The organism is Bradyrhizobium sp. JR4.3, from assembly GCF_040547695.1.
GTDB classification, from domain to species: domain Bacteria; phylum Pseudomonadota; class Alphaproteobacteria; order Rhizobiales; family Xanthobacteraceae; genus Bradyrhizobium; species Bradyrhizobium canariense.
In genome coordinates this window covers 103,623-126,810 of record NZ_JBEPQF010000010.1, presented here as the reverse complement: position 1 = coordinate 126,810, position 23,188 = coordinate 103,623, and the positions used below count along the sequence as shown (strand labels likewise).

At 63.6% G+C, this 23,188-nt stretch carries 18 protein-coding genes; 4 read left to right on the top strand and 14 right to left on the bottom strand.

Features of this window, described 5'->3' with window-relative positions; all coding sequences use genetic code 11:
- Positions 1-97: 97 nt before the first annotated feature.
- The 5 genes from ABIB91_RS18210 to ABIB91_RS18190 all read right to left on the bottom strand — a co-directional run bounded on the left by ABIB91_RS18210 (position 98) and on the right by ABIB91_RS18190 (position 6,430).
- Positions 98-3,193: a MexW/MexI family multidrug efflux RND transporter permease subunit gene (locus ABIB91_RS18210; RefSeq protein ID WP_007593878.1), complete on the bottom strand. Its 3,096-nt coding sequence runs from the start codon at positions 3,191-3,193 to the stop codon at positions 98-100.
- 76 nt (positions 3,194-3,269) lie between these two features.
- The gene (locus tag ABIB91_RS18205) at positions 3,270-4,463 is read right to left on the bottom strand and encodes an efflux RND transporter periplasmic adaptor subunit (RefSeq protein ID WP_354163061.1); all 1,194 of its coding nucleotides are present in this window, start codon (positions 4,461-4,463) and stop codon (positions 3,270-3,272) included.
- Position 4,464: 1 nt separating this feature from the next.
- On the bottom strand, positions 4,465-5,166 hold the full coding sequence (locus ABIB91_RS18200; RefSeq protein WP_007593882.1) for a TetR/AcrR family transcriptional regulator: 702 nt from the start codon (positions 5,164-5,166) through the stop codon (positions 4,465-4,467).
- A gap of 122 nt (positions 5,167-5,288) precedes the next feature.
- Positions 5,289-5,879, bottom strand: coding sequence for a thiamine pyrophosphate-dependent enzyme (locus ABIB91_RS18195; protein WP_354163064.1), 591 nt, complete (start codon positions 5,877-5,879; stop codon positions 5,289-5,291).
- Complete coding sequence (locus ABIB91_RS18190; RefSeq protein WP_354163067.1) at positions 5,876-6,430, bottom strand: phosphonopyruvate decarboxylase; 555 nt, start codon at positions 6,428-6,430, stop codon at positions 5,876-5,878. The genes ABIB91_RS18195 and ABIB91_RS18190 overlap by 4 nt, the downstream gene beginning before the upstream one ends.
- A gap of 107 nt (positions 6,431-6,537) precedes the next feature.
- On the opposite strand from ABIB91_RS18190, the gene ABIB91_RS18185 reads away from it, so the two are divergent.
- The 3 genes from ABIB91_RS18185 (at position 6,538) to ABIB91_RS18175 (ending at position 11,076) form a co-directional block, all read left to right on the top strand.
- A complete protein-coding gene (locus ABIB91_RS18185; protein WP_354163070.1) occupies positions 6,538-7,758 on the top strand; it encodes a cytochrome P450 in 1,221 nt (406 codons plus the stop codon).
- Positions 7,759-7,920: 162 nt separating this feature from the next.
- The gene (rocD, locus tag ABIB91_RS18180; RefSeq protein WP_354163073.1) at positions 7,921-9,135 is read left to right on the top strand and encodes an ornithine--oxo-acid transaminase; all 1,215 of its coding nucleotides are present in this window, start codon (positions 7,921-7,923) and stop codon (positions 9,133-9,135) included.
- Positions 9,136-9,609: 474 nt separating this feature from the next.
- Positions 9,610-11,076: a Spy/CpxP family protein refolding chaperone gene (locus ABIB91_RS18175; protein WP_354213057.1), complete on the top strand. Its 1,467-nt coding sequence runs from the start codon at positions 9,610-9,612 to the stop codon at positions 11,074-11,076.
- Positions 11,077-12,273: 1,197 nt separating this feature from the next.
- On the opposite strand, the gene ABIB91_RS18170 is transcribed toward ABIB91_RS18175, so the two are convergent.
- The 9 genes from ABIB91_RS18170 to ABIB91_RS18130 all read right to left on the bottom strand — a co-directional run bounded on the left by ABIB91_RS18170 (position 12,274) and on the right by ABIB91_RS18130 (position 22,055).
- Entirely contained in the window at positions 12,274-13,137 is an 864-nt protein-coding gene (locus ABIB91_RS18170) for a sugar phosphate isomerase/epimerase family protein (RefSeq protein ID WP_354163079.1), read from the bottom strand.
- Entirely contained in the window at positions 13,137-14,327 is a 1,191-nt protein-coding gene (locus ABIB91_RS18165) for a dihydrodipicolinate synthase family protein (RefSeq protein ID WP_354163082.1), read from the bottom strand. Before ABIB91_RS18165 ends, ABIB91_RS18170 begins: the two co-directional genes overlap by 1 nt.
- A 135-nt stretch (positions 14,328-14,462) precedes the next feature.
- Positions 14,463-15,614 carry a Gfo/Idh/MocA family protein gene (locus tag ABIB91_RS18160; protein WP_354127733.1) on the bottom strand — a complete coding sequence of 384 codons (1,152 nt, stop codon included), beginning with the start codon at positions 15,612-15,614 and terminating at the stop codon, positions 14,463-14,465.
- Complete coding sequence (locus ABIB91_RS18155; RefSeq protein ID WP_354163086.1) at positions 15,611-17,008, bottom strand: beta/alpha barrel domain-containing protein; 1,398 nt, start codon at positions 17,006-17,008, stop codon at positions 15,611-15,613. The genes ABIB91_RS18160 and ABIB91_RS18155 overlap by 4 nt, the downstream gene beginning before the upstream one ends.
- A gap of 220 nt (positions 17,009-17,228) precedes the next feature.
- Positions 17,229-18,059 carry an ABC transporter ATP-binding protein gene (locus tag ABIB91_RS18150; protein WP_502916994.1) on the bottom strand — a complete coding sequence of 277 codons (831 nt, stop codon included), beginning with the start codon at positions 18,057-18,059 and terminating at the stop codon, positions 17,229-17,231.
- 14 nt (positions 18,060-18,073) lie between these two features.
- Positions 18,074-19,066, bottom strand: a complete 993-nt coding sequence (locus tag ABIB91_RS18145; protein ID WP_354163092.1) for an ABC transporter substrate-binding protein — start codon at positions 19,064-19,066, stop codon at positions 18,074-18,076.
- A gap of 63 nt (positions 19,067-19,129) precedes the next feature.
- Entirely contained in the window at positions 19,130-19,939 is an 810-nt protein-coding gene (locus ABIB91_RS18140; protein ID WP_007593901.1) for an ABC transporter permease, read from the bottom strand.
- A 342-nt stretch (positions 19,940-20,281) separates the two neighbouring features.
- Positions 20,282-20,941 (bottom strand): TetR/AcrR family transcriptional regulator, encoded by a 660-nt coding sequence (locus ABIB91_RS18135; protein WP_007593902.1) that lies wholly within the window; start codon positions 20,939-20,941, stop codon positions 20,282-20,284.
- Positions 20,942-21,206: 265 nt separating this feature from the next.
- Positions 21,207-22,055: a VOC family protein gene (locus ABIB91_RS18130; protein WP_354163096.1), complete on the bottom strand. Its 849-nt coding sequence runs from the start codon at positions 22,053-22,055 to the stop codon at positions 21,207-21,209.
- A gap of 210 nt (positions 22,056-22,265) precedes the next feature.
- Here ABIB91_RS18130 and ABIB91_RS18125 point away from each other — a divergent pair, with 210 nt between their 5' ends.
- The gene (locus ABIB91_RS18125; RefSeq protein WP_007593904.1) at positions 22,266-23,159 is read left to right on the top strand and encodes a sugar kinase; all 894 of its coding nucleotides are present in this window, start codon (positions 22,266-22,268) and stop codon (positions 23,157-23,159) included.
- Positions 23,160-23,188 lie beyond the last annotated feature (29 nt).

The following is a 23,188-nucleotide window of genomic DNA, read 5'->3' as shown; positions in this document are numbered from 1 at the left end:
CGCGAGCGGGGAAAAGCTAGCCGAAGCAACCGGGGCAATAGAAAAAGGGCGGCAACGGATTAGCCGCTGCCGCCCTCGGGTTGGCTTACCTGCGGCCTCAGGTCGGCCGTAGCGCCTTGGAGCCAAGGTCGAGATCGTTGACCTGTTTGTTCCGCTCGGAATCGGCCGCCGCGCGATGGTCGGTCGCCAGCACCACGTAGACCGCCGGCAGCACGAACAGCGTGAACAGCGTGCCGATCGACATTCCGGCGACGACCACCAGACCGATCGAGAAGCGGCTCGCCGCGCCTGCGCCGGTCGCGGTCAGGAGCGGGATAAGGCCCGTCACCATCGCGGCCGTGGTCATCAGGATCGGCCTCAGACGAATGCGGGCCGACATTTCGATGGCGGAGCGGCGATCGAGCCGTTCGTTGATCTGGAGCTCGTTGGCGAACTCCACCATCAGGATGCCGTGCTTGGTGATCAGGCCCACCAAGGTCAGCAGGCCGACCTGGGTGTAGATGTTCATGGTCGCCACGCCGAAGAACAGCGGGATCAGCGCGCCAACGATCGCCATTGGCACCGAAATCATGATGACCAGCGGATCGCGCAAGCTCTCGAACTGCGCCGCCAGCACCAGGAAGATGATGATCAGCGCGAAGCCGAAGGTGATCGCGAGCTGGTTGCCTTCCTGCACATATTGCCTGCTGTCCGCGAGATAATCATGGCTGAAACCTTGCGGCAGGTTTTTGGCCTCGCTCTCGAGGAAGTCCACCGCCGCACCGACGGTCACGCCGGGCATCGGTACCGCTGAGAAGGTCGCCGAATTGAGCTGATTGTAATGTGTCAGCGAATTCGGCTCGGTCTTGGTCTCGATCGACACCACCGTCGACAGCGGAAGCTGCTGGCCGGTGTTGGTCGTCACGTAGTAGCCGGCGAGCGATTCCGGCGAGAGCCGCTGACCGCGCGGCACCTGCGGGATGACTTGATAGGAACGGCCCTCGAGGTTGAAGCGATTGATGTAGTTGCCGCCGAGCAGCACGGCGAGCGTGCTGCCGAGGTTCTGCATGTTGACGCCGAGATCCTGCGCCTTGGTGCGGTTGATCGTCACCTTCACGTTCGGCTGGTTGTAGGCAAGATCGCTGTCGGAAACGATGAACATTCCGCTCTTGCGGGCGGCAGCCTTCAGCTTCTCCATCTGCTCGTAGACAGTCTGGAAGCTGGCGGTGGAGTTGATCACCATCTGCACCGGCAGGCCGCCGGGGCCGCCCGGCAGCGGCGGCAGGTTGAACGCGAACGCCTGCACGCCCTCAATCTTGGAAAGCTCGGCCTGCACCAGCGACTTCAGCTGGATCGACGAACGCTTGCGGTCCTCCCACGGCTTCAGCAGCATGCCGGCGATACCGCCCTGCGGGCCGTTGATGCCGTTCAGCACGAAGCGCAGATCGGTCTCGGGGAATTTCTGGAATTCCTTGTCGAGCTTCTCGCCGTAAAAGTCGACGTAGTCGATGTTGGCGTATTTCGGCGCCTTGGTCACCGCGAACACGATGCCCTGGTCTTCTTCGGGCGCCAGCTCCTTCGACGTGTGCATGTAGAGGAAGCCGACGAGCCCGAGGATGGTCACCGCAAACAGGCCGGTGATGGCCTTGTAGTCGAGCGAGCGGTCGAGCCTGCGCCCATACCACCGCGTCAGCGCACCAAACACCTTGTTGACCGCCTTGGCGAAGCGACCCTCTTCGGTGTTCTTCAGCAACACCGAGCACATCATCGGCGACAGCGTCAGCGCGATCACGCCGGACACGATCACCGAGCCCGCCAGCGTGAAGGCGAATTCGCGAAACAGCGAGCCGGTCAGGCCGCCGAGGAAACCGATCGGCGCGTACACGGCCGCGAGCGTGATTGTCATCGAGACGACGGGACCCACGATTTCGCGCGCGCCTTCCAGAGACGCCTGGACCGGCGTTTTCCCTTCCTCCAGATGGCGATGGATGTTTTCCACCACGACAATGGCGTCGTCGACCACGAGGCCGATCGCGAGCACCATCGCGAGCAGGGTCAACAGGTTGAAGCTGAAGCCCAGCGCCAGCATCAGCGTGCAGACGCCGATCATCGACAGCGGGATGGTGACGACTGGAATGATGACCGAACGGAACGACGCCAGGAACAGGAAGATCACCACGATCACGATGATCACGGCTTCACCCAGCGTCTTCTCGACCTCGTCGATCGAGGATTGGATGAACTTGGTCGAATCGTAGGCGACCTTCATCTTCATCGACGGCGGCAGATTGCGCTCCAACTCGGGGAACAGCGCCCGCACGCCTTTGACCAGCGTCAGCGGGTTGCCCTGCGGCGTTGCCTGCACACCGATGAAGATCGCGTGCTCGCCGTTGAAGGCGACGCTCGCGTCCGTGCTCTGGGCCGCAAGCTCGACGGTGGCGATGTCCTCCATCCGCACGAAGCCGCCGTCCTTGGCCTTGACGATCATCTTCTTGAACTGGTTGACGTCGGTCAGGCCCGTATTCGTCGATACGTTCGAGACGATGAGATAGCCCTTGGTCTGCCCCGCCGCTGACTGGAAGTTGTTGGCGGTGATCGCGGTCGCGACATCCGCAGGCGACACGTTGCGGCCCGCCATCTTCAGGGGATCAAGCCACAGCCGCATCGCAAAGGTCTGGCCGCCGAGAATGTCGGCGGAGGCCACGCCATCGACGGTCGACAGCACCGGTTGCACAACGCGCGTCAGATAGTCCGAGATCGCCGAGCCCGACAGCTCTTCGGAGGAGAACCCGAGATACATCACGGCCGTGGTCTGGCCCGTGGTCTTGGTGACGATCGGGTCGTTGGATTCCTTCGGGATCAAATATTTGACCGAGTTCGTCTTGGCCAGAACCTCGGTCAGCGCCTGGTTCGGATCGAAGTTCAGCTTGATGTAGACCTGGATCGTCGAGGTGCCGAGCACCGAGGACGAGGTGATGTAGTCGACACCTTCGGCGGAAGCGACCGCCTGCTCGATCGGCGTGGTGATGAAGCCCTGGATCAGGTCCGCGGACGCGCCCGGATAGACGGTCGTGATGTTGATGACCGTGTTCGACAGCTTCGGATATTGCCGGATCGGCAGCGTCGTCGCCGCGCGCAAACCGATCAGCAGGATCAGCAGGCTGACGACGACCGACAGGACCGGGCGTTTGATGAAAATATCAGTAAAGCGCATCGCGGCGATCTCGATTTCTTTGACTTGCAAAGCGCATGACCCGGCCGTGCCGGATCATGCTGCAACGTGTACGATGTCAGTAGCGCGGTGGCTGCGCCGGGATCTGCGGAGCCGGGTCGGTCGAAATCGACACCGCCGCGCCCGATTGCAGCTTGAGCTGGCCGACGGCGACGACCTTGTCGCCCGGCTTCACGCCTTTGACGATTTCGACGCGGCCTTCGACCCGGCTGCCGGTCTGCACGAAAGTGCGCACCGCGCTCAGGCTGGTCTTGCCGTCGGCTTCCTTCTTCTCGGTGATCACGAACACCGAGTCGCCGTACAGCGTGTAGTCGACCGCCGTCTCCGGCACGGTGACCACGGCCGGCTTGTCCGGCAGCACCACCGTGGTGGTCACGAACATGCCGGGCTTCAGGATCTTTTCCGGATTGGAGATGGTTGCCTGCACGCGGATGTTGCGGGTGTCGGCCGAGATCTGCGGTTCGATCGTGGTGATCTTGGCGTCGAAGGTGCGGCCCGGATAGGCGTCGACCTTCAGCCGAACCGGCTGACTGACCTTGAGATTGCCCGAGTCCTTTTCCGTCACCGTGAAGTTGGCCCACAGCTCCGACAGATCCGTCAGCGAAACGATGGCCGTGCCGGCTGTCAGATACTGGCCGACTTCGACCTTGCGGACGCCGAGATCGCCGGCGAACGGCGCGCGGACCAGCTTCTGCGAGATCAACGCTTCGGTCTTGGCGATACCCGCCAGCGCCTGATCGTACGCGGCCTGCGCGGTGTCGACGGTTGCCTGCGGGCCGAACTGGCGCGACGCCAGTTGCTTGGCGCGGTCGAGCGACAGCTGCGCGACGGTGGACTGCGCCTTGTAGTTGGCGAGGTCGCCCTGCTCCGGCGCGTCGAACATCTGCACCAGCGGCGTGCCGGCCTCGACATGCGTGCCTGGCTCGAACTTGATCTCGGTGACGCGGCCGTTGACGTCGGCGCTGACGTCGACCTGGTGCACGGCGGACAACCCGCCGACCGCGGTCAGCAGGTTCGGCACCACCTCGGACTTCGCCTCGGCGGCGCTGACCGCGACCGGCGGCGGCTTGTTGTTGGCGAAGAACTGCTTGATCATCTGGCCGCGGAAATAATTGAACCAGACGAGGCCACCGACGAGCACCGCCAGAAGCGCGCCGACGATGATGAACCAGAGCACCGGCCGGACCGGACGCTTGGGAGCCTTGTTGTCGATCGGTTCGCCCGAAATCTTGTGTTCGGTGACGATGTTCATGTCATGCACTCTCTGCAATCGCCGTCTTGCCCACACAACCGGCCTGATCGCGGCCCAAATGCGAAACAATTGCGGCGTCGTTAAGTCCGATACCCCTCAGGAGAAACTCACACAGCTGCCGCTCGAGGTCGTTCGCCTTGCCGTAAGCGAGACACGGCGTGGCCGGCAGCCTGGTCAGCGCAGCCGTCATCACGGTGTGATGTGCAAACCAGAACAGGTTGAGCGGTTCGCCGTTGTATGGCCGCGCGTCCCTCGCGGCAACCGCACGTTTGAGCGAGGCGACGAAGGCCGCCCCGATCAGCGTCTCGATCTTGGCATATAGCAAACGAGCGAATTCGCCATCATCCAAATGACTCGTGGCCATCAATCGCAGGCGCTGGGCTTCTTCCTGGTCGGGCCCGTCGGCGATGTGCATGAAATGCCCGACCATGCCGCGGATCACTTCGACCAACGTGGCCGTCGACGGCTCACGTTCGAGCAGCTCCATGAGCGCCGGGTCCGCCTCGCATTCGTCGCTGAGGATTTCGGCGTAAAGCGCGGCCTTGGACGGGAAATGCTTGAACAGCAGCGCCTCGGAAATGGCAGCGGCGGCCGCCACGCTCTTGGTCGTGGTGCCGGTATAGCCGTGTCGGGCAAAGCAACGCTTTGCGGCGCCGAGGATCAATTGACGCCTCAGGTCGCTCGTCATACGCAATGAGCTCATGCTAGTGAGTAAGCACTCACCCACGCAAAAGTCAAGCACTATGCTGCATCGCAACCTGAGTGCGTTGTAATTCCAGTGGAAATTGACCTCGCCCACACGGTCCCCGTGCAGGACGGGAGCGCCTAGATTGGCTGGAAACCGAGGTCGCCGCGAATCCGGTTGAGAATGTAAGTCCCATCCCGGCTCGGCAAAATCCGCTCCAGATTGGCGCTGTCGATCTTCACGTTGGCAAAGCGCGGCCCGGCGGAGACGTCGTGGACGGCTTTGGCGAAGGCCTCGACCCCGACCATGGTCGTCACGGACCGGCTATCCCCGATGCCGCAGGCCTTGGCGACGCCGACGAGGTCGGCGGCCGCGGCGGTGTGGCTGGTCTGACCGCCGGTCTCGCCATAGGCTTCATTGTCGAGCACCGCGATCGAGAGGTTGGACGGCTTCTGGAGGCCGATGGTGGCAAGGCTGCCCATGCCCATCAGCATCTCGCCGTCGCCTGTGATGACCAGCACCGGCAACTTTGGCTGCGCCAGAGCGAGGCCCAACCCGATCATCGCCGCCCCGCCCATGCCGCCCCAGAGGTAGAAATTCCGGGCATGGTCGCCGGCCGCGCACATGTCGTTGGTGGAGGCTCCGAGGCCGCCGATCGCAACCACATCCTTGCGGTCCGCGAGAAGCGTGGACACCACCTGACGGCGGTCGAGGAGATTGGCCTTGCTCATTTGGTGAAAACCTTGGCGCCGATCAGGCGCTGCGACAGCAGGACGGCAGTGGGCGTGAGGGCGTTATAGGCCTGCGCGGCCGCCGCCTCGAGCACGGCCGGCACCTCGGCTGCGGTCGAAGCCCGCAGCACCTTGACACCCGAGAGCTCGAACACGCCCTGCGTGGTCGATCCCATCGGCACCTGCCACGGATTGAACTCGCCCCACTCGCTACGCATGGTCACCAGGGTGAGGAAGGGAAAGCGCAGGATCGGGATCAGCGACAGCATGTTGATGCAATTGCCGACGCCGCTCGACTGCATCAACAGCGCGCCGCGCTGTCCGCCAGTCCAGGCGCCGGCCAGAAGCGCCACGCCCTCCTCCTCCGTCGTCAGCGGAATGCCGCGCATCGTGGACGAGCCCAGCACGCGCTGGATCAGCCTCGAATGGCCGGCGTCGGGCACGTAGGGCACCTGCCGGACGTCGAAGCGTTGCAGGGTCGCGAAGATATCGTCGGTCCACTGAGTGCTGGAGTCGGCGGCCGTGTCGGCAGCGTCACCGCGGGCGTGCATTTTCCTGTCCGGTCGGCTTGCAAATCGCAGCTCGACTGTAGACGGTGAACCGAGCCGCTCAAAAGAGCGAATACAGCATATCGGACTCAACCGGCAAGTATGGCGGCATGAACGCAAGTGCGAACGAACTGGCGGCCAGTTTCGATCTGGAGAAGCTGACGCCGGAATTCTACGACAATCCCTACCCGACCTATCGTGCACTGCGGGAGAACGAGCCGGTCAAGCGCCTGCGCAACGGCACCGTGTTCCTGACCCGCTATGACGATCTCGTCACGACCTACAAGAACACAAAATCGTTCAACTCGGACAAGAAGCGCGAGTTTGCGCCGAAATACGGCGACACCCCGCTCTACGAGCATCACACCACGAGCCTCGTCTTCAACGATCCGCCGGCGCATACCCGCGTGCGGCGCCTGATCATGGGCGCGCTGTCGCCGCGCGCAATCGCCGGGATGGAGCCTGATATCATCAAGCTGGTCGACGGTCTGCTCGATGCCATCGCCACCAAGGGCAGCTGCGAGCTGATCGAGGACTTCGCCGCCTCGATCCCCATCGAGGTGATCGGCAATCTGCTCGACGTGCCCCATGACGAGCGCGCGCCGCTGCGCGACTGGTCGCTGGCAATCCTCGGTGCCCTCGAACCAGTGGTGTCACCTAAAGTCGCTGCCCGCGGCAACAACGCGGTGACGGATTTCCTCGGCTACCTCCGAACGCTGGTCGCGCGCCGGCGCGAAAGGCCCGGCAATCCCGAGCGCGACGTGCTGACGCGCCTGATACAGGGTGAAGACAACGGCGAGCGGCTGACCGAGAAGGAGCTGCTGCACAACTGCATCTTCCTGCTCAATGCCGGCCACGAGACCACCACCAATTTGATCGGCAACGGCCTCGTGGCGCTCGACCGCAATCCGGATCAGAAGCGGCGGCTGATCGACCACCCCGACCTCATCAAAACTGCGGTCGAAGAGACGCTGCGCTACGAGAGCTCGAACCAGCTCGGCAACCGCATGACCACGGAGCGGGTCGAGCTCGGCGGCGTCATGCTCGATGCCGGCACGTCGATCACGCTGTGCATCGGAGCTGCCAACCGCGATCCGGCGCAGTTTCCCGACCCCGAGAGATTCGACATCGCGCGCACTCCGAACCGGCATCTCGCCTTCGCCACCGGTGCGCATCAATGCGCCGGCATGGCGCTGGCGCGGCTGGAAGGCGCCATCGCGGTCTCACGCTTCTTGGCGCGCTTCCCGAACTATGCCGTGAGCGGACAGCCGGTCAGGGGTGGACGGGTGCGGTTCCGCGGCTTTTTGAGCGTGCCGTGCGCGATCGACTGAGGCCGGAAACAAAGATATCGAAAACAACCCCATGCACAGTAGAGGGCTGTCGGCGGAAGATTGCCTTATGGATCCGCATAACCATTTGACAAGGGGAGGCAAATCGACGGGAGCGCGCGCCTCGCCAACGGCCAATGCCGAAGCAGCAATGGAGTGACGAAGATGAGCTCCTCGGTCATCGATTTCCTCGCAACCGAAGCACGCTTTGGCGCTCGCAACTACGAGCCGATCGGGGTCGTCCTGTCGCGCGGCGAAGGTGTCTGGGTGTGGGATACCGAGGGCAACCGTTATCTCGATTGCCTCTCGGCTTATTCGGCTCTCAACCAGGGCCACTGCCACCCGAAAATCCTGGCCGCGATGGTCGAACAGGCGAGCCGGCTTACATTGACCTCGCGCGCCTTTCACAACGACCAGCTCGCCCCGTTCTACGAAGAGATCGCGGCGTTGACCGGCTCGCACAAGGTGCTGCCGATGAACAGCGGCGCCGAGGCGGTCGAAAGCGCGATCAAGTCGGTGCGGAAATGGGGCTACGAGGTGAAAGGCGTGCCGGACGGCCAGGCCGAGATCATCGTCTGCACCAACAATTTCCACGGGCGCACGCTGGGCATCGTCGGTTTTTCAACCGAGCCCGAGACCCGCGCCCATTTTGGGCCGTTCGCGCCGGGCTTCAAGATTATCCCGTTCGGCGACGCCGCGGCGCTGGAAGAAGCGATCACGCAAAACACCGCCGCCTTTCTGGTCGAGCCGATCCAGGGCGAAGCCGGTGTCATCATTCCTCCACCCGGCTATTTCACGGGGGTGCGCAAGCTCTGCACGGCCAACAACGTCATGCTGGTGCTCGACGAGATCCAGACCGGGCTCGGCCGCACCGGCAAGCTGCTTGCCGAACAGCACGAAGGCATCGAGGCTGACGTGACGCTGCTCGGCAAGGCCTTGTCCGGCGGCTTCTATCCGGTGTCGGCTGTGCTCTCGAACAACGACGTGCTCGGGACTTTGCGACCCGGGCAACACGGCTCAACCTTCGGCGGCAACCCGCTCGCCTGCGCGGTCGCGCGCGCGGCACTGCGCGTGCTGGTGGAAGAAGGCATGATCGAGAACGCAGCCACGCAAGGCGCGCGCTTTCTCGAAGGCTTGAAAGCCATCCGCGCCAACACGATCCGCGACGTGCGCGGCCGCGGCCTGATGCTGGCGGTCGAGCTGCATCCCGAAGCCGGCCGCGCGCGCCGCTACTGCGAGGCGCTCCAGGGCAAGGGCATCCTCGCCAAGGACACCCATGAGCACACCATCCGCATCGCCCCGCCGCTGGTGATCACCAGCGCTCAGGTCGACGGGGCACTGGAGCAGTTCGCGACGATCCTGACGCAGGATTTCTCCTAGAGCCTGCCTGCATCGGAAGATCGCAATTGCCGGCTGCGACCAACGACGAACGATTCCGCCACCTGTGCGTTGAGAATTGTGGGCGATATCGAGCTGGGAGCGACGAGCATGCTTCCGCATGGCGTTTGCCTGACGGCCTTTTTGGTTGGTGCCTCGATGCTGGCGGCGAGCGTCAGCGCGTCCGCTCAGGGACACGGAAGGGGTGGACCACCCGGGCCGGCCGCAGCGCCGGCAGTTCGGCCAGCCGCACCGCCTGCCATGGCCCGTCCGCCGGCGCCGCCGGCCATGGTGCGACCCGCCGCCCCCGCATTCCATCCACCTTCCATGCCGCAGCGACCGGCCATGGCGCCGCACCTCGCCTCACCGCCCCAGCGTCCGGCCCCCCACTTCGCTGCACCGCCGCGGACTGCCCCGCACGTGGCGGCGCCGCGACCTGAATTCCATCGGGCGCCGCCTGCACCGCAACGTCCGGCCATGGGGCCGCGGCCGACGCCGCACATCGCCGCCCCCTTGCGCCCCAGCGGACCGCCAGCCGCGCGCGAGCGGCTGTCGCGACGGGAGCAGATCGATCAACGCGCGCAACAGCATCACCTGCAGATCCAGCAGCGCCAGCAGGTGGTGCAGCAGCGGCAGCGCGAGGTGCTGTCGCGCCAGACCGCGGAGCGCCAGACCCGAATCGATCGGCTGCAGCAGCGCGTGCAGCAATTGCAGTCGCAAAAGCCTGAAGGTGCGCGGGCGCAACGCCAGCAACAACGAATGCTCCAGACGCAAAACCGCTTGCTCCAGCGTGAGCAGCGTGTGCAGCAAACCGATCTGGCGCGCCAGCAGCGGCTGGGACAGGCTCCCGCGGCAACTGCTGCAGCGGCTGCCGCAGGGCCAGCCGCCGGGCGCGGGCGATTTGCCGAGCGTTTCCGCGAGCAGGCCACTTCGCAAACCCAGGCGGCTCTCATCACCCGCCAGAGCGGCTGGGCGCCCCGGCAGGCCTGGCGCCACCGCCATCCCGCGGCCTTCGTGGCATGGCTTGGGCCGGTGTTCTGGCCCTACGCCTATTCCGACATTTTTGACTACACCTTCTGGTCCTATGCCTACGAGCCCGGCTATTGGGCGTACGCGTATGACGACTTCGTCGACACCGTGTTCTGGGGTGGTGACAGCCCCTATTCCGCCTATGCCAGCACCAACCCGTATGACTATCCGCAAGCCGGCGGAGGCTCCCGCGCTCCTCGAGGCGCCAGCGTGAGCCCCCAGACGCTGCGGCAATTGTGCGGCACACCGGACAAGGGCGTCACCGCCTGGCCGCTTGCCGATATCGCGCGGGCGGTACGGCCGACACCGGAGCAACGCACGCTGCTCGACGAGCTGAAGACCGCGGCGGCCAACGCTGCCGGTGTGTTCAAGGATTCCTGCGCAGAGACGTATGCACTGACTCCACCCGGCCGCCTGCGCGCAATGATGAACCGCATCAGCGCGACGCTGGAAGCCGTCAAGATCGTGCGGCCGGCACTGGAGAATTTTTACAACTCACTCAGTGACGAGCAGCAGGCGCGCTTCAACGCGCTCGGCCCCAATGTCGGCGAGCGCTCCCTGCCGCAGCAAGCCAGTGCCCAAACCACTGCCGACGGCTGCGGCGATCCGAAGTCCGGCTTGACCCAGTTACCGATCCAAAGGATCGAGGCAGTGCTGCACCCCGCAGGCAAGCAGAAGGAAGCGCTCGACCGCCTCAGCGAAGCGACGGCCAAGGGCGTCGATCACCTGCAGGCGGCCTGCCCGAACGATGTACCGCTGACGCCGGTCGGACGGCTGGAAGCGATGCAGCACCGGCTCGAAGCCATGCTGACGGCCGCCAAGCTGGTCGAACCGACTCTTGAGGAGTTCTATGCCACGCTGAGCAGCGAGCAGAAGGCACGCTTCAACGCGCTGGAACAGGTCGCAAGCCCGTGAGGACGAGGTCGCGTTCTCTCGGCATTCTCTCGTGGCCATTTGCGCAGCAGCCGAACGACGTGGTGTGACCGCAATCGCCCTGCCCTGCTTCACAGCTCGACGAGAACATGCGTGTCCAGGCCACTTCTCTCTGTGAGACGTGCGGTGGCGGAATGCAAACGACAGCCTTGCTCCGTCCTCACGTGGCCGAAATCGCCTTCGGTCCAGCGTCATTCGTGTTTGTGATTGATCGAGGCCGCTCTATCTCATTCGAGCTAATGGCGTTGCATTGTTGGAAGTAGGAAGACAGCTCAAGATGGGCCAGGTGATCCCAGTATTCTGCTTCTGCGAGCAGCTTCCATTTATGCTGTTGTACGCGGCCTGTTGCCGGCACAGCGAACTTATCGCACGCAAGCGTCGCACCTTCTCCATTGCGAACCCTCCCTTCACGCTTGTTTGCTTACAAGCGCATTTGGGTTGTCACAGCTTCGCAGATTGAATTGACGAGTGACATCCCGGTGTTTGACGGTCATCGATGATAGCGCAATCGTTTGACTTTTCACCGAATAGCAAGGCGAACGATGCGGGGCAGCAACAAGGGCTGCGAAGAATGACAGCCCTTCGGTCTGCGCTCTAGGCACACATCAGCAAAGCGCGCATCGGACGATAGGTCGCCGGCGCGTTCCATTTAGGACTGAAATTATTTAGGACTGAAATTTTAATAGTGAGCGGCCCTTCCTGGATGTGGTTAGCTCGTGACCAGACCGGACCGGACAAAAATTTTGATCCCAAAACTATTTGGTCCCGGCCCATTGGACTGCAAGACCGCGTTCGTGCGGTCTTTCCTTACAACCGCAATAAAATCAGCCGCGTCCGACCACGCCGAGGCCTTTGGCAAAAGTGGCCAGCCTTGCCACGCACAATGGCCCCGACGATTGCACGTCGGGGCCATTCAAGATCGTCAGGCAGGGTACATCCGCCGTGCCTGCCGATCGTTGATGCCACCAATTACCTCATCCGATCTGGCGCAGACTGTGGCGCGGCTGCGGCATCGGGGTGGTGATATTCTGCCTGAAAGCTGAAGGCTGTCCACCTCTCGTTGGTACTACTCCCAACTAGTTCGCTGCTCTGCAGGAGTTTGTGCGGAGCACCGAGCAGAAGGCGCGCTTCAACAGGCTGCAGCAGGTAGCAAGCCCGTGAGACCAGCGTTCGTTAAAGCTAAACCACCGTCTTGTGCCGCGCGATGCAGGTTTGCAGCACCTCATCGATGGATTTACTCCACCAGTCGTTGGAGAAGATTTCGATCTCCGAATAGCCGGAAAAGCCCTGCGCTTCGACCGCTTCGCGCACCGATTTGATGTCGATCACGCCGTCGCCCATCATCCCGCGGTCGTTGAGAATGTCCCTGGTCGGCACCAGCCAGTCGCAGACATGGAAGGCAAGCAGGCGATCCCGGCCCGCGCGCGCGATCTGGCCCATCAGCTCCGGATCCCACCAGATGTGATAGACGTCGAGTGCGACGCCGAGCATGCCGCTGCGACTAGGATCGAGCCGGTCGCAGATGTCGAGCGCCTGCTTCGTCGTATTGACGCAGGCGCGATCGGCCGCATAGGCCGGATGCAGCGGTTCGATTGCCAGCGGAAGTCTTGCCTGCCTCGCATAGTCGAGCATCTCGGCCAAGGCATCCTCGACCTGCGTCCGCGCGCCGGCGATGTCCTTCGATGCCCCGCTGCCCGGCCGCGAATATTGCGGCAGGCCACCAACGACGAGAACGATGCAGGGGGCTCCCAGCGCCTTGGCTTCGTCGACGCAGCGCCGGTTGTCGTCGCGCACCACGCCCCGGCGCGATGCGTCCGACGTGAACATGCCACCACGGCAATACCCTGATAGCTCGAGGCCGGCCTCGCGCACCGCTCGCGCGGCACGATCGAGGCCGACGGAAGCGACCTGGTCGCGCCAGGGGTCGATGGCGCGGATGCCGTTCTTGGCACAGGCATCGATAATCTCGACGAGGTCACCCTGTTTGCGGATCGTCGCCGTGTTGAGCGACAGCCAGCGATGGTCAGACGAAAAATCACGCATCAGGATTCGATTCCGCGCGTTGAGAGCACCGCCTTCATCCGCCGCGTTGCCAACTCCGGATCGGCGAGCAGCCCGGCCTTGTCGGCCAGCCGGAACAGCTCGGCCAGATGCAGCGTCGAGCGCGTGCTCTCCTGCCCGCCCACCATGGTGAAGTGGTCCTGGTGGCCGTTGAGATAGGCCATGAAGACGACACCGGTCTTGTAGAACCGGGTCGGCGCCCTGAAGATGTGCCGCGACAGCGGCACGGTCGGACCCAGCACGTCGTGGAAGCCTGCCTCATCACCAGCAGCCAGCCGCGACAAGGCGTAAGACGCCGCCGGCGCGATCGCATCAAAAATGCCGAGCAGCGCGTGCGAGAAGCCCTGCCCGTCTCCGGCGATCAGCTCCGCATAATTGAAATCGTCGCCGGTGTACATCTTGATGCGCTTGTCGAGACGACGGCGCATGTCGATCTCGCGCTGCTTGTCGAGCAGCGAAACCTTGACACCATCGACCTTGGCGGCGTTGCCGTTGATGATGGCGACCGCAATATCCATCGCCTTGTCGAGATCGTTGGTGCCCCAATATCCCGTCAGCGCCGGATCGAACATGTCGCCGAGCCAGTGGATGATCACGGGCTCGCGGACCTGCGACAGCACACGATCATAGACCTTGGCGTAGTCGTCGGCGTTGCGACCAAGTTTCGCCAGGGCGCGCGATGCCATCAAAATGATGCGGCCGCCGACCTTCTCGACGGCCGATATCTGCTCCTCATAGGCGCGGATCACGTCGTCGAGATTCTTGGCGTCCTCGACCGCGAGATGGTCCGTGCCCGCTCCGGAAAACACCAGCGCGTTGCGGCGCTTGGCGGCGGACACCGAGCGCGTGATCAGCTCCAGCGAGGTCGGCCAGTCCAGCCCCATGCCGCGCTGCGCGGTATCCATGGCTTCCGCCACGCCGAGACCGAGATCCCAGATGTGCTCGCGAAAGGCGATGGTCTTGTCCCAGTCGACGGCAGCGGAGAGCCATGGGTCGTTGTCGGCGAAGGGATCGGTCACGGTATGCACGGCCGAGAACGCGATGCGGTTGAGCGGACCCTCGAGCTTTGCGGGAAACGTTCGCGAGGCCGCGAGCCGGTAAGTCTCGATCGAGCGATCGACCTTCGGCAGTTTGAGCGACAACGACAACATCGGCTGGACGGGCTTGTTCATGATTTCAGACCTCTCCCCGTCATTGCGAGGAGCGAAGCGACGAAGCAATCCAGACTGTGTCCGCGGAGGGTTCCTGGATTGCTTCGCTTCGCTCGCAATGACGGCTCAACAACATCGATGATTATCCGATAGACCTCAGACCTTGATCGGGGCGACGTCGATCCATCGCCGCTCCTTCCAGCTCTTCAGCGCGCATTCGGCGAGCTGCACGCCCTTGACGCCTTCGAGCAGCGTGAACTTGTAGGGCGCATCCTCGTAGACATGGCGGATGAACATTTCCCACTGCTCTTTGAAGCCGTTGTCGTAGGTGACGTTGTCAGGCAGCTTCTGCCAGTCGCTGTAGAAATCGTGCAGCCGCTTCTCGTCGGGATTCCACACCGGTCGGGGCGTCGCCTGCCGCGCCTGGATCATGCAGTCGGAAAGGCCGGCGACGGCCGAGCCGAGCGTGCCGTCGACCTGGAAGGTGACGAGATCATCGCGATAGACGCGCGTCACCCAGGACATGTTGATGTGGGCGATGGCGCCGCCCTTGAGCTGGAACGTGGCATAAGCGGAGTCGTCGGCGGTCGCCTTGTACTTCTTGCCCTGCTCGTCGAAACGCTCGGGGATGTCGGTGTTGCCGATGCAGCTCACGCTCTCGACTTCGCCAAAGAGATTGTCGAGCACGTAGCGCCAGTGACAGACCATGTCGAGGATGATGCCGCCGCCGTCCTCGTCGCGGTAATTCCATGACGGCCGCTGCGCCTCCTGCCAGCCGCCTTCGAACACCCAATAGCCGAACTCGCCGCGCACCGAGAGGATGCGGCCGAAGAAGCCGGAGTCGCGCAGGAAGGCGATCTTCTTCAGGCCGGGCAGGAACAGCTTGTCCTGCACCGTACCGTGCTTGACGCCCTTGGAATTGGCGAGCTTGACGACCTCGAGCGCCTCCTCGAAATTGGTCGCGATCGGCTTCTCGCAATAGACGTGCTTGCCGGCATTGATGGCCTGGGTCAGAAGCCCCGGCCGCGCCTGTGTGGTCGCGGCATCGAAGAACATGGTGTCATTCTTGTCGGCGAGGGCGGCGTCGAGATCGGTGGTCCAGCGCGCGATGTTGTAGCGCTTGGCGAGCCCCTCGACCTTCTCGGCGCTGCGGCCGACCAGGATCGGGTCGGGCATCACGCGGTCGCCGTTCTTCAAGCGGACGCCGCCCTGCTCGCGGATCGCGACGATCGAGCGGATCAGATGCTGGTTGAGTCCCATGCGGCCGGTGACGCCGTTCATGATGAGGCCGAGGCGTTGTGTGGTCATGCCGATTGCTCCTGCAGAGATTTTGGCTGTTCGAGCGGGCGTAGCGCCGACCAGTCCGGATGAACCGACGTCGCAAAGCCCGTTGCATTGAGCGATCCCGTGAGGAGATCGCCGTTGTGAATGGAGAGGCGGATGCCCTGCCCGGCATCCGCGTAGAGATCGGGATGCGCGACGGCGAAAGCCTGGGCCTCCGCGGCGGGCGTATCACCGAAGCCATCGACGTAATGATGGCCGTTACGTTCGGCATGGGTGATGCCGATGAAGGCGCCGAGCGCGAGGTCCTGCTGCACGGCGAGGCCCGCCTGGCAGGTGAGGTCCTCGCCGGTCACGAAGAATCTTTCGCCGGCCGCGCTCCATTTCGCCGCGCGCGTCGCGTTGACGATGGATTTGTAAAGCCCTTTGCAGGACTTCGAGGAGATGCCGTGATAGCCAAGCGCCCGCGCCGCAGGAAACGCGCCGTAGGAATCGTCGGCTTCATCGATGATGAAGCCGCGCGCCGCGAGCGAGCCGAGCGGCGACTGCCTCGTGACATCGCGCGGCATCGGCTGCTCGAGATAGAGCAGCCTGGATAAAATCGATCGCAGCGCAGGATCATGGTCGAGCCGGTCGATCAGCGCATGCAACGCCGCGAGATCGGCATATTGCTCGTTGGCATCGAGCGTAACTTTGTAGTCACGCTCCAGCGCATCGAGCTCCTTGCCAATGCGCGTCAGCCGCGCCGCGTCGGCGACGGGGTCCCCCGACAGCTTCAGCTTGAAGTATCTTGCACCGGAGTTCTCGTGGGGATCTGCAACTCCGCCCTCGCCTTCAACGGTGTCGTCGAGACCGACGGTATGCCTGATGGCAACGCGCGCCAGCGGCTTCCGGCCGGATAGAAAGGCCGTGATATCCGTTTCCTTCAGGTCGGGCGAAAGCCGCGCGTCGATGCCGGCGACATTGCCGGCCATGCCGTCGAAGAAATTGGTCTCGGCAGCGCGGAGCAGCGCATCGAGGATCGCTTTGTCGATTTCGGCGGGTCCGCAAGCCGCGGCAAGCGCCGGAATGTTCTTTTTCGCACAGGTCGCGACCTGGGCACCGATGCACGATGCATGCAGATCGAATGCCGTCAAAAATCCGGTTCGCGCGAGATAAAGCCCCCGCGCGATCTCCAGCGAGCGGCGCAAGTCATCGACGGTCTGGGCCGGCGAAAGCTCCGGCCGCTTGTCGAACCATTTTGGCACCAGCAGCTCGGCACTCGCACCGACAGCACTTCCCCTGCCCTCGACCTCGATCCCGACCCGCACGAACAGCTGCGGAGTCGCGTTGATCGTGATCGCGCCAAAGCGGAACGGCCGCGCGAACTGCACGGGACGTTCGAAGAAGGCGATGTCTCGCAGCTTCAGGCGTGGTGACATGGTGTCGCAACGAAATGAGGTGAATTTGGTGCGAGCGGTACAGCCGCGGGCGACTCGCCTCTCCCGCTTGCGGGAGAGGTCGGCACGAAGTGCCGGGTGAGGGCTTTCTCCTCTGGGGGAGTGTCCCGTTGTTGAGACACCCTCTCCCCAGCCCTCCCCCGCAGGCGGGGGAGGGAGCGCACCGTTCGCGCAGCAGAGGCCACGGGAAATCCCATCCGTCCTAATCCAACGTCCCTTGCGAGAAGAAATGCTTGCGGATCCGCTGCACCAGTTCGGTGAAAACAGGATCGGCCATCACGTCCAGCGAACGGGGCCGCGGCAGCGGCACGTCGTAGATCGCGGCGATCGCGCCGGGCCGCTCGGTCATCACCAGCACGCGATCGGCGAGGAACACGGCCTCGGGGATCGAGTGCGTGATCAACAGCACCGTCTTCCTGGTCTCGCGCTGGATCCGCATCAGCTCGACATTCATGCGCTCGCGCGTCAGCGCATCGAGCGCGCCGAACGGCTCGTCCATCAGCATGATCCTGGGATCATGCACCAGGGCGCGGCAGATCGAGGCGCGCTGCTGCATGCCGCCGGAGAGCTGCCAGGGCAGCTTCTTCTCGAAGCCTTCGAGCCCAACCAGCTTCAACAGCGCCTTGGCGCGGTCGAGATATGTCTGGCGCGGCAGCCGCTTCATGTCGATCGGCAGCATGACGTTGGACAGGATGTTGCGCCACGGCAGCAGCAGCGCGTTCTGGAACACGATGCCGACATTGCCGTGCGGCGCCGTCACCTTCTCGCCCTCGACCAGGATCTCGCCCGTGGTCGGCGGCAGCAGTCCCGAGATCAGCTTGAGCAGCGTGGACTTGCCGCAGCCGGATGGGCCGACCACGACGAAGAACTCGCCGTCATTGATATGGAAGTCGAGCGGCCGCAACGACGGCACATCGCCGTCGCGCGTCCGGTAGGTCTTCGACACGCCTGAAAGCTTGATGCCCGACGCATCGCCGGCAGCCCGGTCGCTCACCAGTCTCAGATGCGCGGCCGGTTGCAGGGTTTCACTCATGTTCGTCGCAGGTTTCACGAACCGCTCTTCGGCAGATAGTCGTTGGTGTAGAACGCCTTCGGGTTCTCCTTGGCCTTGGCATCGAGCCCGCCATATTCGACCATCAGATTGACCGAATCCGTCATGTTCTGGTCGGCGACCTGGAACGGGCGCTTGCTCTTGGTCTCAGGCGTCCGGTACAGCGGAATGGTCAGCTCAAAGCCCTGCGTCAGCGTGTCGATCTTGCCGCCCTTGGGGTTGGCATCGAGGATCGATTGCGCCGCGGCCTTCGGCTCCTTCTCGGCGGCTTCGACCGCCTTGGTCGTCGCCGACATGAAGCGGCGGACGAGGTCGGCATTGGCCTTCACATAATCAGTGTTGGCGATGATGCCCGACGAGACCATGTTGATGCCGTAGTCGGCGAACTTGATCGGATAGACGTCCTTGCCGGTGGCGTCCTTGATCTTCATCGACTGGTCCATGACGTAGCCGAGCAAGAGATCGGCCTGGCCGTTGATGACGGCGTTGAGCTTGGTCTGGCCATCGCCCGCCACCGTCTGGAAGTCGCTTTCCTTGAGGCCGGTCTTCTTCAGGAACAGCGGCCAGATCTGGGTCATGGAATCGGCCGGCGTGATCGCGACCGTCTTGCCCTTGATATCCTCGGGCTTCCTGATGTTCTTGTCGACGAAGCCCATCGCGGACATCGGGCTGGTCTGGAGCAGCACGCCGGTCGCAACCACTGGCGCACCCTTGATCGCGGCGCGCATCATGGTGGGCACGTCGACATAGCCGAAATCGGCGGTCTTGGCGGCCACCGCCTGCGTGGTCGCGGCCGAGCCGCGGCCTTCCTGGATCTCGAGGTCGATGCCTTCGGCGGCGTAGATGCCCTTGGCCTTGCCGTAATAGAACGGTGCGTGCTCGCCATAGACGTACCAGTTCAGCATCAGCACGACCTTGTCGGCCGCTTGCGCCGGCATGGCCGCGAACACCATCAGCGCCGCCGAGACAGCTCCTATCCATCGCTTCATCGTCACTCTCCCTTGTCGTTGTTTGCGTCGGCCGTTGGCGGCCGTTCGTTGCTTTGGTTGTCGTCAAGAGGCGAAAATCACGTCCTCGCGCTGGCTGACATGCCAGGGAATGACCAGCTTCTCGATCCGGTCCACGATCCAGAACAGGATGACGCCGAGCAGCGCGAGGATCACGAGCGCTGCGAACATCGTCGGCAGGTCGAAGGTGCCGATCGAGCGCTGCATCACATAGCCGATGCCGGAATTGGAGCCGACGAACTCGCCGACGACGGCGCCGACCACGGCCAGCGTCACCGACACTTTGAGGCCGGAGAAGATCGCCGGTAGCGCATGCGGCAGGTTCACCGCGCAAAACACCTGGAAGCGGCTGCCCTGCATGGCGCGGGCGAGATCGACCATATCTGGATCGACCGATTTGAAGCCCTGCACGGCGGAGACCACCACGGGGAAGAAGCCGAGCAGGAACGCGGAAATGACTTTGGGAATGATGCCGAAGCCGAACCACACCACGAACAGCGGCGCGATCGCGATCTTCGGCACGGACTGAGAAAACACCAGCAGGGGATAGACGTAGCTCTCCACGGTCTTGGATCCCGCGATCAGCATCGCGATGGGGATACCGAACAGCGCCGAGAGCGCGAAGCCGCAGACGGTCGCATAAGTCGTCGGCCAGGACTGGCGCAGCAGTTCCGGCCAATCGGTGCGCAGCACCGCAATGACATCGCCCGGCGACGGGATCTGATAGGCGGGAATCTTGAACAGCCGGATCGCGAGATCCCAGGCCACGACGATGAACACCAGGAACAAAAACGGCCGGATCCAGGCCGCATTCAGCATCTTGGACACCGCACTCTGCGGCTTCAGCTCAGCCACGTCTCACTCCCGGTCGTCTTGTTCGTTGGGCGAGAAATTAACCTGTTGGGTAAATACTGTCCAGCGGTTTTCCTGCGACGTTTTGGGCGGGGGTTCCGCAAGGTTTGGGCGGGGGATCGCGGCGGAACGTGCCGTCCCTCCAAACATTCGGTGTCGTCCTGGCGAAGGCCAGGACCCATAACCACAGGGTGAAGTTTGGCGAAGGCTGGTCGTTCGGGATTGGCACCACGCGCGATCGATGGATCACGCGGTATGGGTCCTGGCCTTCGCCAGGACGACGTTGGGGGTGCAGTCCGACTCCACAATTTCCATTATCGCAAGCAGCGATACGACGAAGTCGCGCTAAACCGTCTGCACCACAGCGGCGCGCGATTTCGGCGTCTTGGTCATAGCTAACAGTGCGGCCGACTGTCCGGTCAGCGCTGCCAGCACGAGGCCGACCATGTGGTCTAGCCGCTCGTCCTTGGCGTCCTTGGCCAGCAGATCGCGACCGAAGATCACGCTGAGCGTCGCCGAGTTCGAGAGATAGAAGAAGCACAGCCCCGCGATCGAGATGTAGAGCTGGACAGGATCGACCGCGACCTTGAAGTCGCCGCCGGACACACCGCGCCGCACCACGGTGCCGATCATTTCGACGAAGGGCGAGTGCATCGACTTGACCTTGGTCGAGCGCTTCAGGTGCTTTGCACGGGCGAGATTTTCGGTCTGGAGCAGCGACAGGAATTCAGGATTGCGCAGGAAATAATTCCAGGTGAACTCGATCAGGCGGCGGATCGCCTCGGGCGGATCGAGATGCTCGAGATCGAGCCCGCGCTCCTCGCTGCGGATCTTGTCGTAGGCGCCTTCGAGCACCGCGAGATAGAGCTCGTCCTTGTTGCCGACGTGATAATACAGCATCCGCTTGTTGGCGCCGGCGTTGGCCGCGATGCGGTCGACGCGCGCACCGGCGAGCCCGTGCGCCGAGAATTCCTGCTTGGCGGCTTCGAGAATGCGCAGCCGCATCCCCTCGGGATCGCGCTGCCATTTCAGAGTTCGCTTTGCCGCTGCTTTCGCCAAACCGGGTGCTCGCTGGATGCTTCAAGACGCATGTAACACGCGCGCGGCGGTTTGAGAACGATCTCGTGCCCCGGACGCAGCGCAGCGCTTCTTCAGCGGTGCGCTGCAGAGCCGGGGCCCATATCAATGAGAGGTCGCCGCCTTCTGGGTCCCGGCTCTGCGCAGCAGCGCTGCGCGCTGCAGCGCGTCCGGGACACGAAGAGAGCGGAGATCAATCCACCGGCTTCGGCGAGCGCTCCAGCAGGACCGTCTGGATGCCGCAGGTGCCGGTCCTGACCGTCATCACCCGCGTGCCCGGCTTGCGGCCGTTGCGCACTTCGCTGACGTCGAGGCCGGCGGCGATCAGGCGGGCGCGCGTGGCGTCGATGTCGGTCACCCGCCAGCTCAGGCCCCAGAGGCGGTCATGCAGGGGATCGCCGCCCGCAACAGGGCGGCGCACCAGCTCGACGACGAGATCGCCGCAGCGGAAGAACATCAGCTGGCCCCAATCCTGGTGGGAGCGGTCGAGCGCCAGATCGAGCCCGAGCCGCGCGCCATACAGCGCGGCGGCACGATCGGAGTCCTCCGTGGTGATCACGACGTGGTCGAGTGCATCGATCGGCCCGATATCGGTCGCCGGCGAAAGCGGACGCTCATCAGCCAGTTCGAGGAAAAACATGCGCACGCCGCGCGTGAGCTCCGTGGCGGCGCGCGTCCGCTTCCAGTGCAGGACCGCGCCGCTCTCCGCGTCGCTGCTTTCGACCTCGGCAACCGGATCCGGCTTGAGCGCCACCCGCTCCAGCCGCCGGTGCATTTTGCTCATGTCCGCGACACGAAAGCACAGGCTGGCGAGCACGCCTTCCTGGTCGCCGAGCAACGCGCGCATGCGGTCGGCGGTCACGCTGAAGCCGTTCGGCGCCATCAATTCGATCGTCATGTTGGCGAGAGTGAACAGCACCCGATCTGCGCCCTCGCCCGAATTCTGCCAGGCCGGCGCGCGCCCGAGCAGCGTCTGATAGGCCGCCCTGGCCGCACCGATATCCCTGACCAGTGCGACGACGTGATCGAGGCCGGTGATCATGCTACCCCCTGTTGAACGGCCCGGAACCGTGGACCGAGAGACGGCGTTTGTCCGGGCTTGGCATTGTCCGGTGATGGTCGTATTCCGGCCGCATGCCGACCTCAAGCACTCCGGGCGGCGGTTTTGCGAATAATTTCAGCGGTCCCGCGGCGGAACCGGTGTTACAGTAAGCGCGCCGGCCGGGACCACAAAGCGCATCACGGACAAGCAATGCAGGCTCTCTTCATCGGACAGACCTATATCGACGTCGTCTTCATCACCGACCACATGCCGACCGGCGACGAGAAGCACGTGGCCTCCGACTACGCGGTTTCCTTCGGCGGCAATGCGGTGACCGCGGCGTTCTGCTGCGCCAAGCTCGGCATCGTGCCCGATCTGATCGCGACCGCGGCCAATGACTGGCTCGGCCGCATGTTCATGGACATGTGCGCGAAATACGCGATCTCGCTGCATGGGCGGAAGGTCAACCAGTCCTCGCTGTCCTTCATCATGCCAAAGGACGGCAAGCGCGCCATCGTCCGCTGCCGCGACGACGACCACATCCATCCGTTCCCGATGCTCAATCTCGGCGGCTGCCGCGCGCTGCATGTCGACGGCCATCAGCCCGATGCCGCGATCCACTACGCAAAAGTCTGCCGCGAGGCCGGCATTCTGACCTCGCTCGACGGTGGCGGCCTTCGCACCAACACGCATGAGCTATTGGAATTCATCGACGTCGCGATCGTCGCCGAGCGCCTGTGCGAGCAGATGGACCTGACGCCGGAGAAGATGCTGGACTATCTCAAGAGCCGCGGCTGCAAGATCGGCGGCATCACCATGGGCGAGAAGGGCCTGCTCTGGTACGACGAGACTGGAACGGTGCAGGTGATGCCGGCGATGCCGATTCCGCGCGAGCGCGTGATCGACACCAACGGCGCCGGCGACGTCTTTCACGGCGCCTATGTCTATTCCTATCTCGCCCATCCCGGCAAAAGCTGGCGCGAGCATTTTGATTTTGCCCGCGCCGCCTCGACCTTCAAGATCCAACGCCTTGGCAACGAAGCCGGCCTACCGACGCTTGTCGACATCGCCAAGGTCAGGCACGAGTTCGAGGTCAGGGTCTAGCGTTCGCCGAGGTCTCTCATCTGAGGTTT

Bases quoted from the DNA above. Each gene is read 5' to 3' on its own strand.
- ABIB91_RS18205 (WP_354163061.1), bottom strand. From the start codon at position 4,463: ATGAACATCGTCACCGAACACAAGATTTCGGGCGAACCGATCGACAAC.
- ABIB91_RS18190 (WP_354163067.1), bottom strand. From the start codon at position 6,430: ATGCACGCCCGCGGTGACGCTGCCGACACGGCCGCCGACTCCAGCACT.
- ABIB91_RS18160 (WP_354127733.1), bottom strand. From the start codon at position 15,614: ATGACCACACAACGCCTCGGCCTCATCATGAACGGCGTCACCGGCCGC.
- ABIB91_RS18165 (WP_354163082.1), bottom strand. From the start codon at position 14,327: ATGAACAAGCCCGTCCAGCCGATGTTGTCGTTGTCGCTCAAACTGCCG.
- ABIB91_RS18155 (WP_354163086.1), bottom strand. From the start codon at position 17,008: ATGTCACCACGCCTGAAGCTGCGAGACATCGCCTTCTTCGAACGTCCC.
- ABIB91_RS18170 (WP_354163079.1), bottom strand. From the start codon at position 13,137: ATGCGTGATTTTTCGTCTGACCATCGCTGGCTGTCGCTCAACACGGCG.
- ABIB91_RS18195 (WP_354163064.1), bottom strand. From the start codon at position 5,879: ATGAGCAAGGCCAATCTCCTCGACCGCCGTCAGGTGGTGTCCACGCTT.
- ABIB91_RS18200 (WP_007593882.1), bottom strand. From the start codon at position 5,166: ATGAGCTCATTGCGTATGACGAGCGACCTGAGGCGTCAATTGATCCTC.
- ABIB91_RS18130 (WP_354163096.1), bottom strand. From the start codon at position 22,055: ATGATCACCGGCCTCGATCACGTCGTCGCACTGGTCAGGGATATCGGT.
- ABIB91_RS18125 (WP_007593904.1), top strand. From the start codon at position 22,266: ATGCAGGCTCTCTTCATCGGACAGACCTATATCGACGTCGTCTTCATC.
- ABIB91_RS18175 (WP_354213057.1), top strand. From the start codon at position 9,610: ATGGGGCCGCGGCCGACGCCGCACATCGCCGCCCCCTTGCGCCCCAGC.
- ABIB91_RS18185 (WP_354163070.1), top strand. From the start codon at position 6,538: ATGAACGCAAGTGCGAACGAACTGGCGGCCAGTTTCGATCTGGAGAAG.
- ABIB91_RS18150 (WP_502916994.1), bottom strand. From the start codon at position 18,059: ATGAGTGAAACCCTGCAACCGGCCGCGCATCTGAGACTGGTGAGCGAC.
- ABIB91_RS18145 (WP_354163092.1), bottom strand. From the start codon at position 19,066: ATGAAGCGATGGATAGGAGCTGTCTCGGCGGCGCTGATGGTGTTCGCG.
- rocD (WP_354163073.1), top strand. From the start codon at position 7,921: ATGAGCTCCTCGGTCATCGATTTCCTCGCAACCGAAGCACGCTTTGGC.
- ABIB91_RS18210 (WP_007593878.1), bottom strand. From the start codon at position 3,193: ATGCGCTTTACTGATATTTTCATCAAACGCCCGGTCCTGTCGGTCGTC.
- ABIB91_RS18135 (WP_007593902.1), bottom strand. From the start codon at position 20,941: ATGCGGCTGCGCATTCTCGAAGCCGCCAAGCAGGAATTCTCGGCGCAC.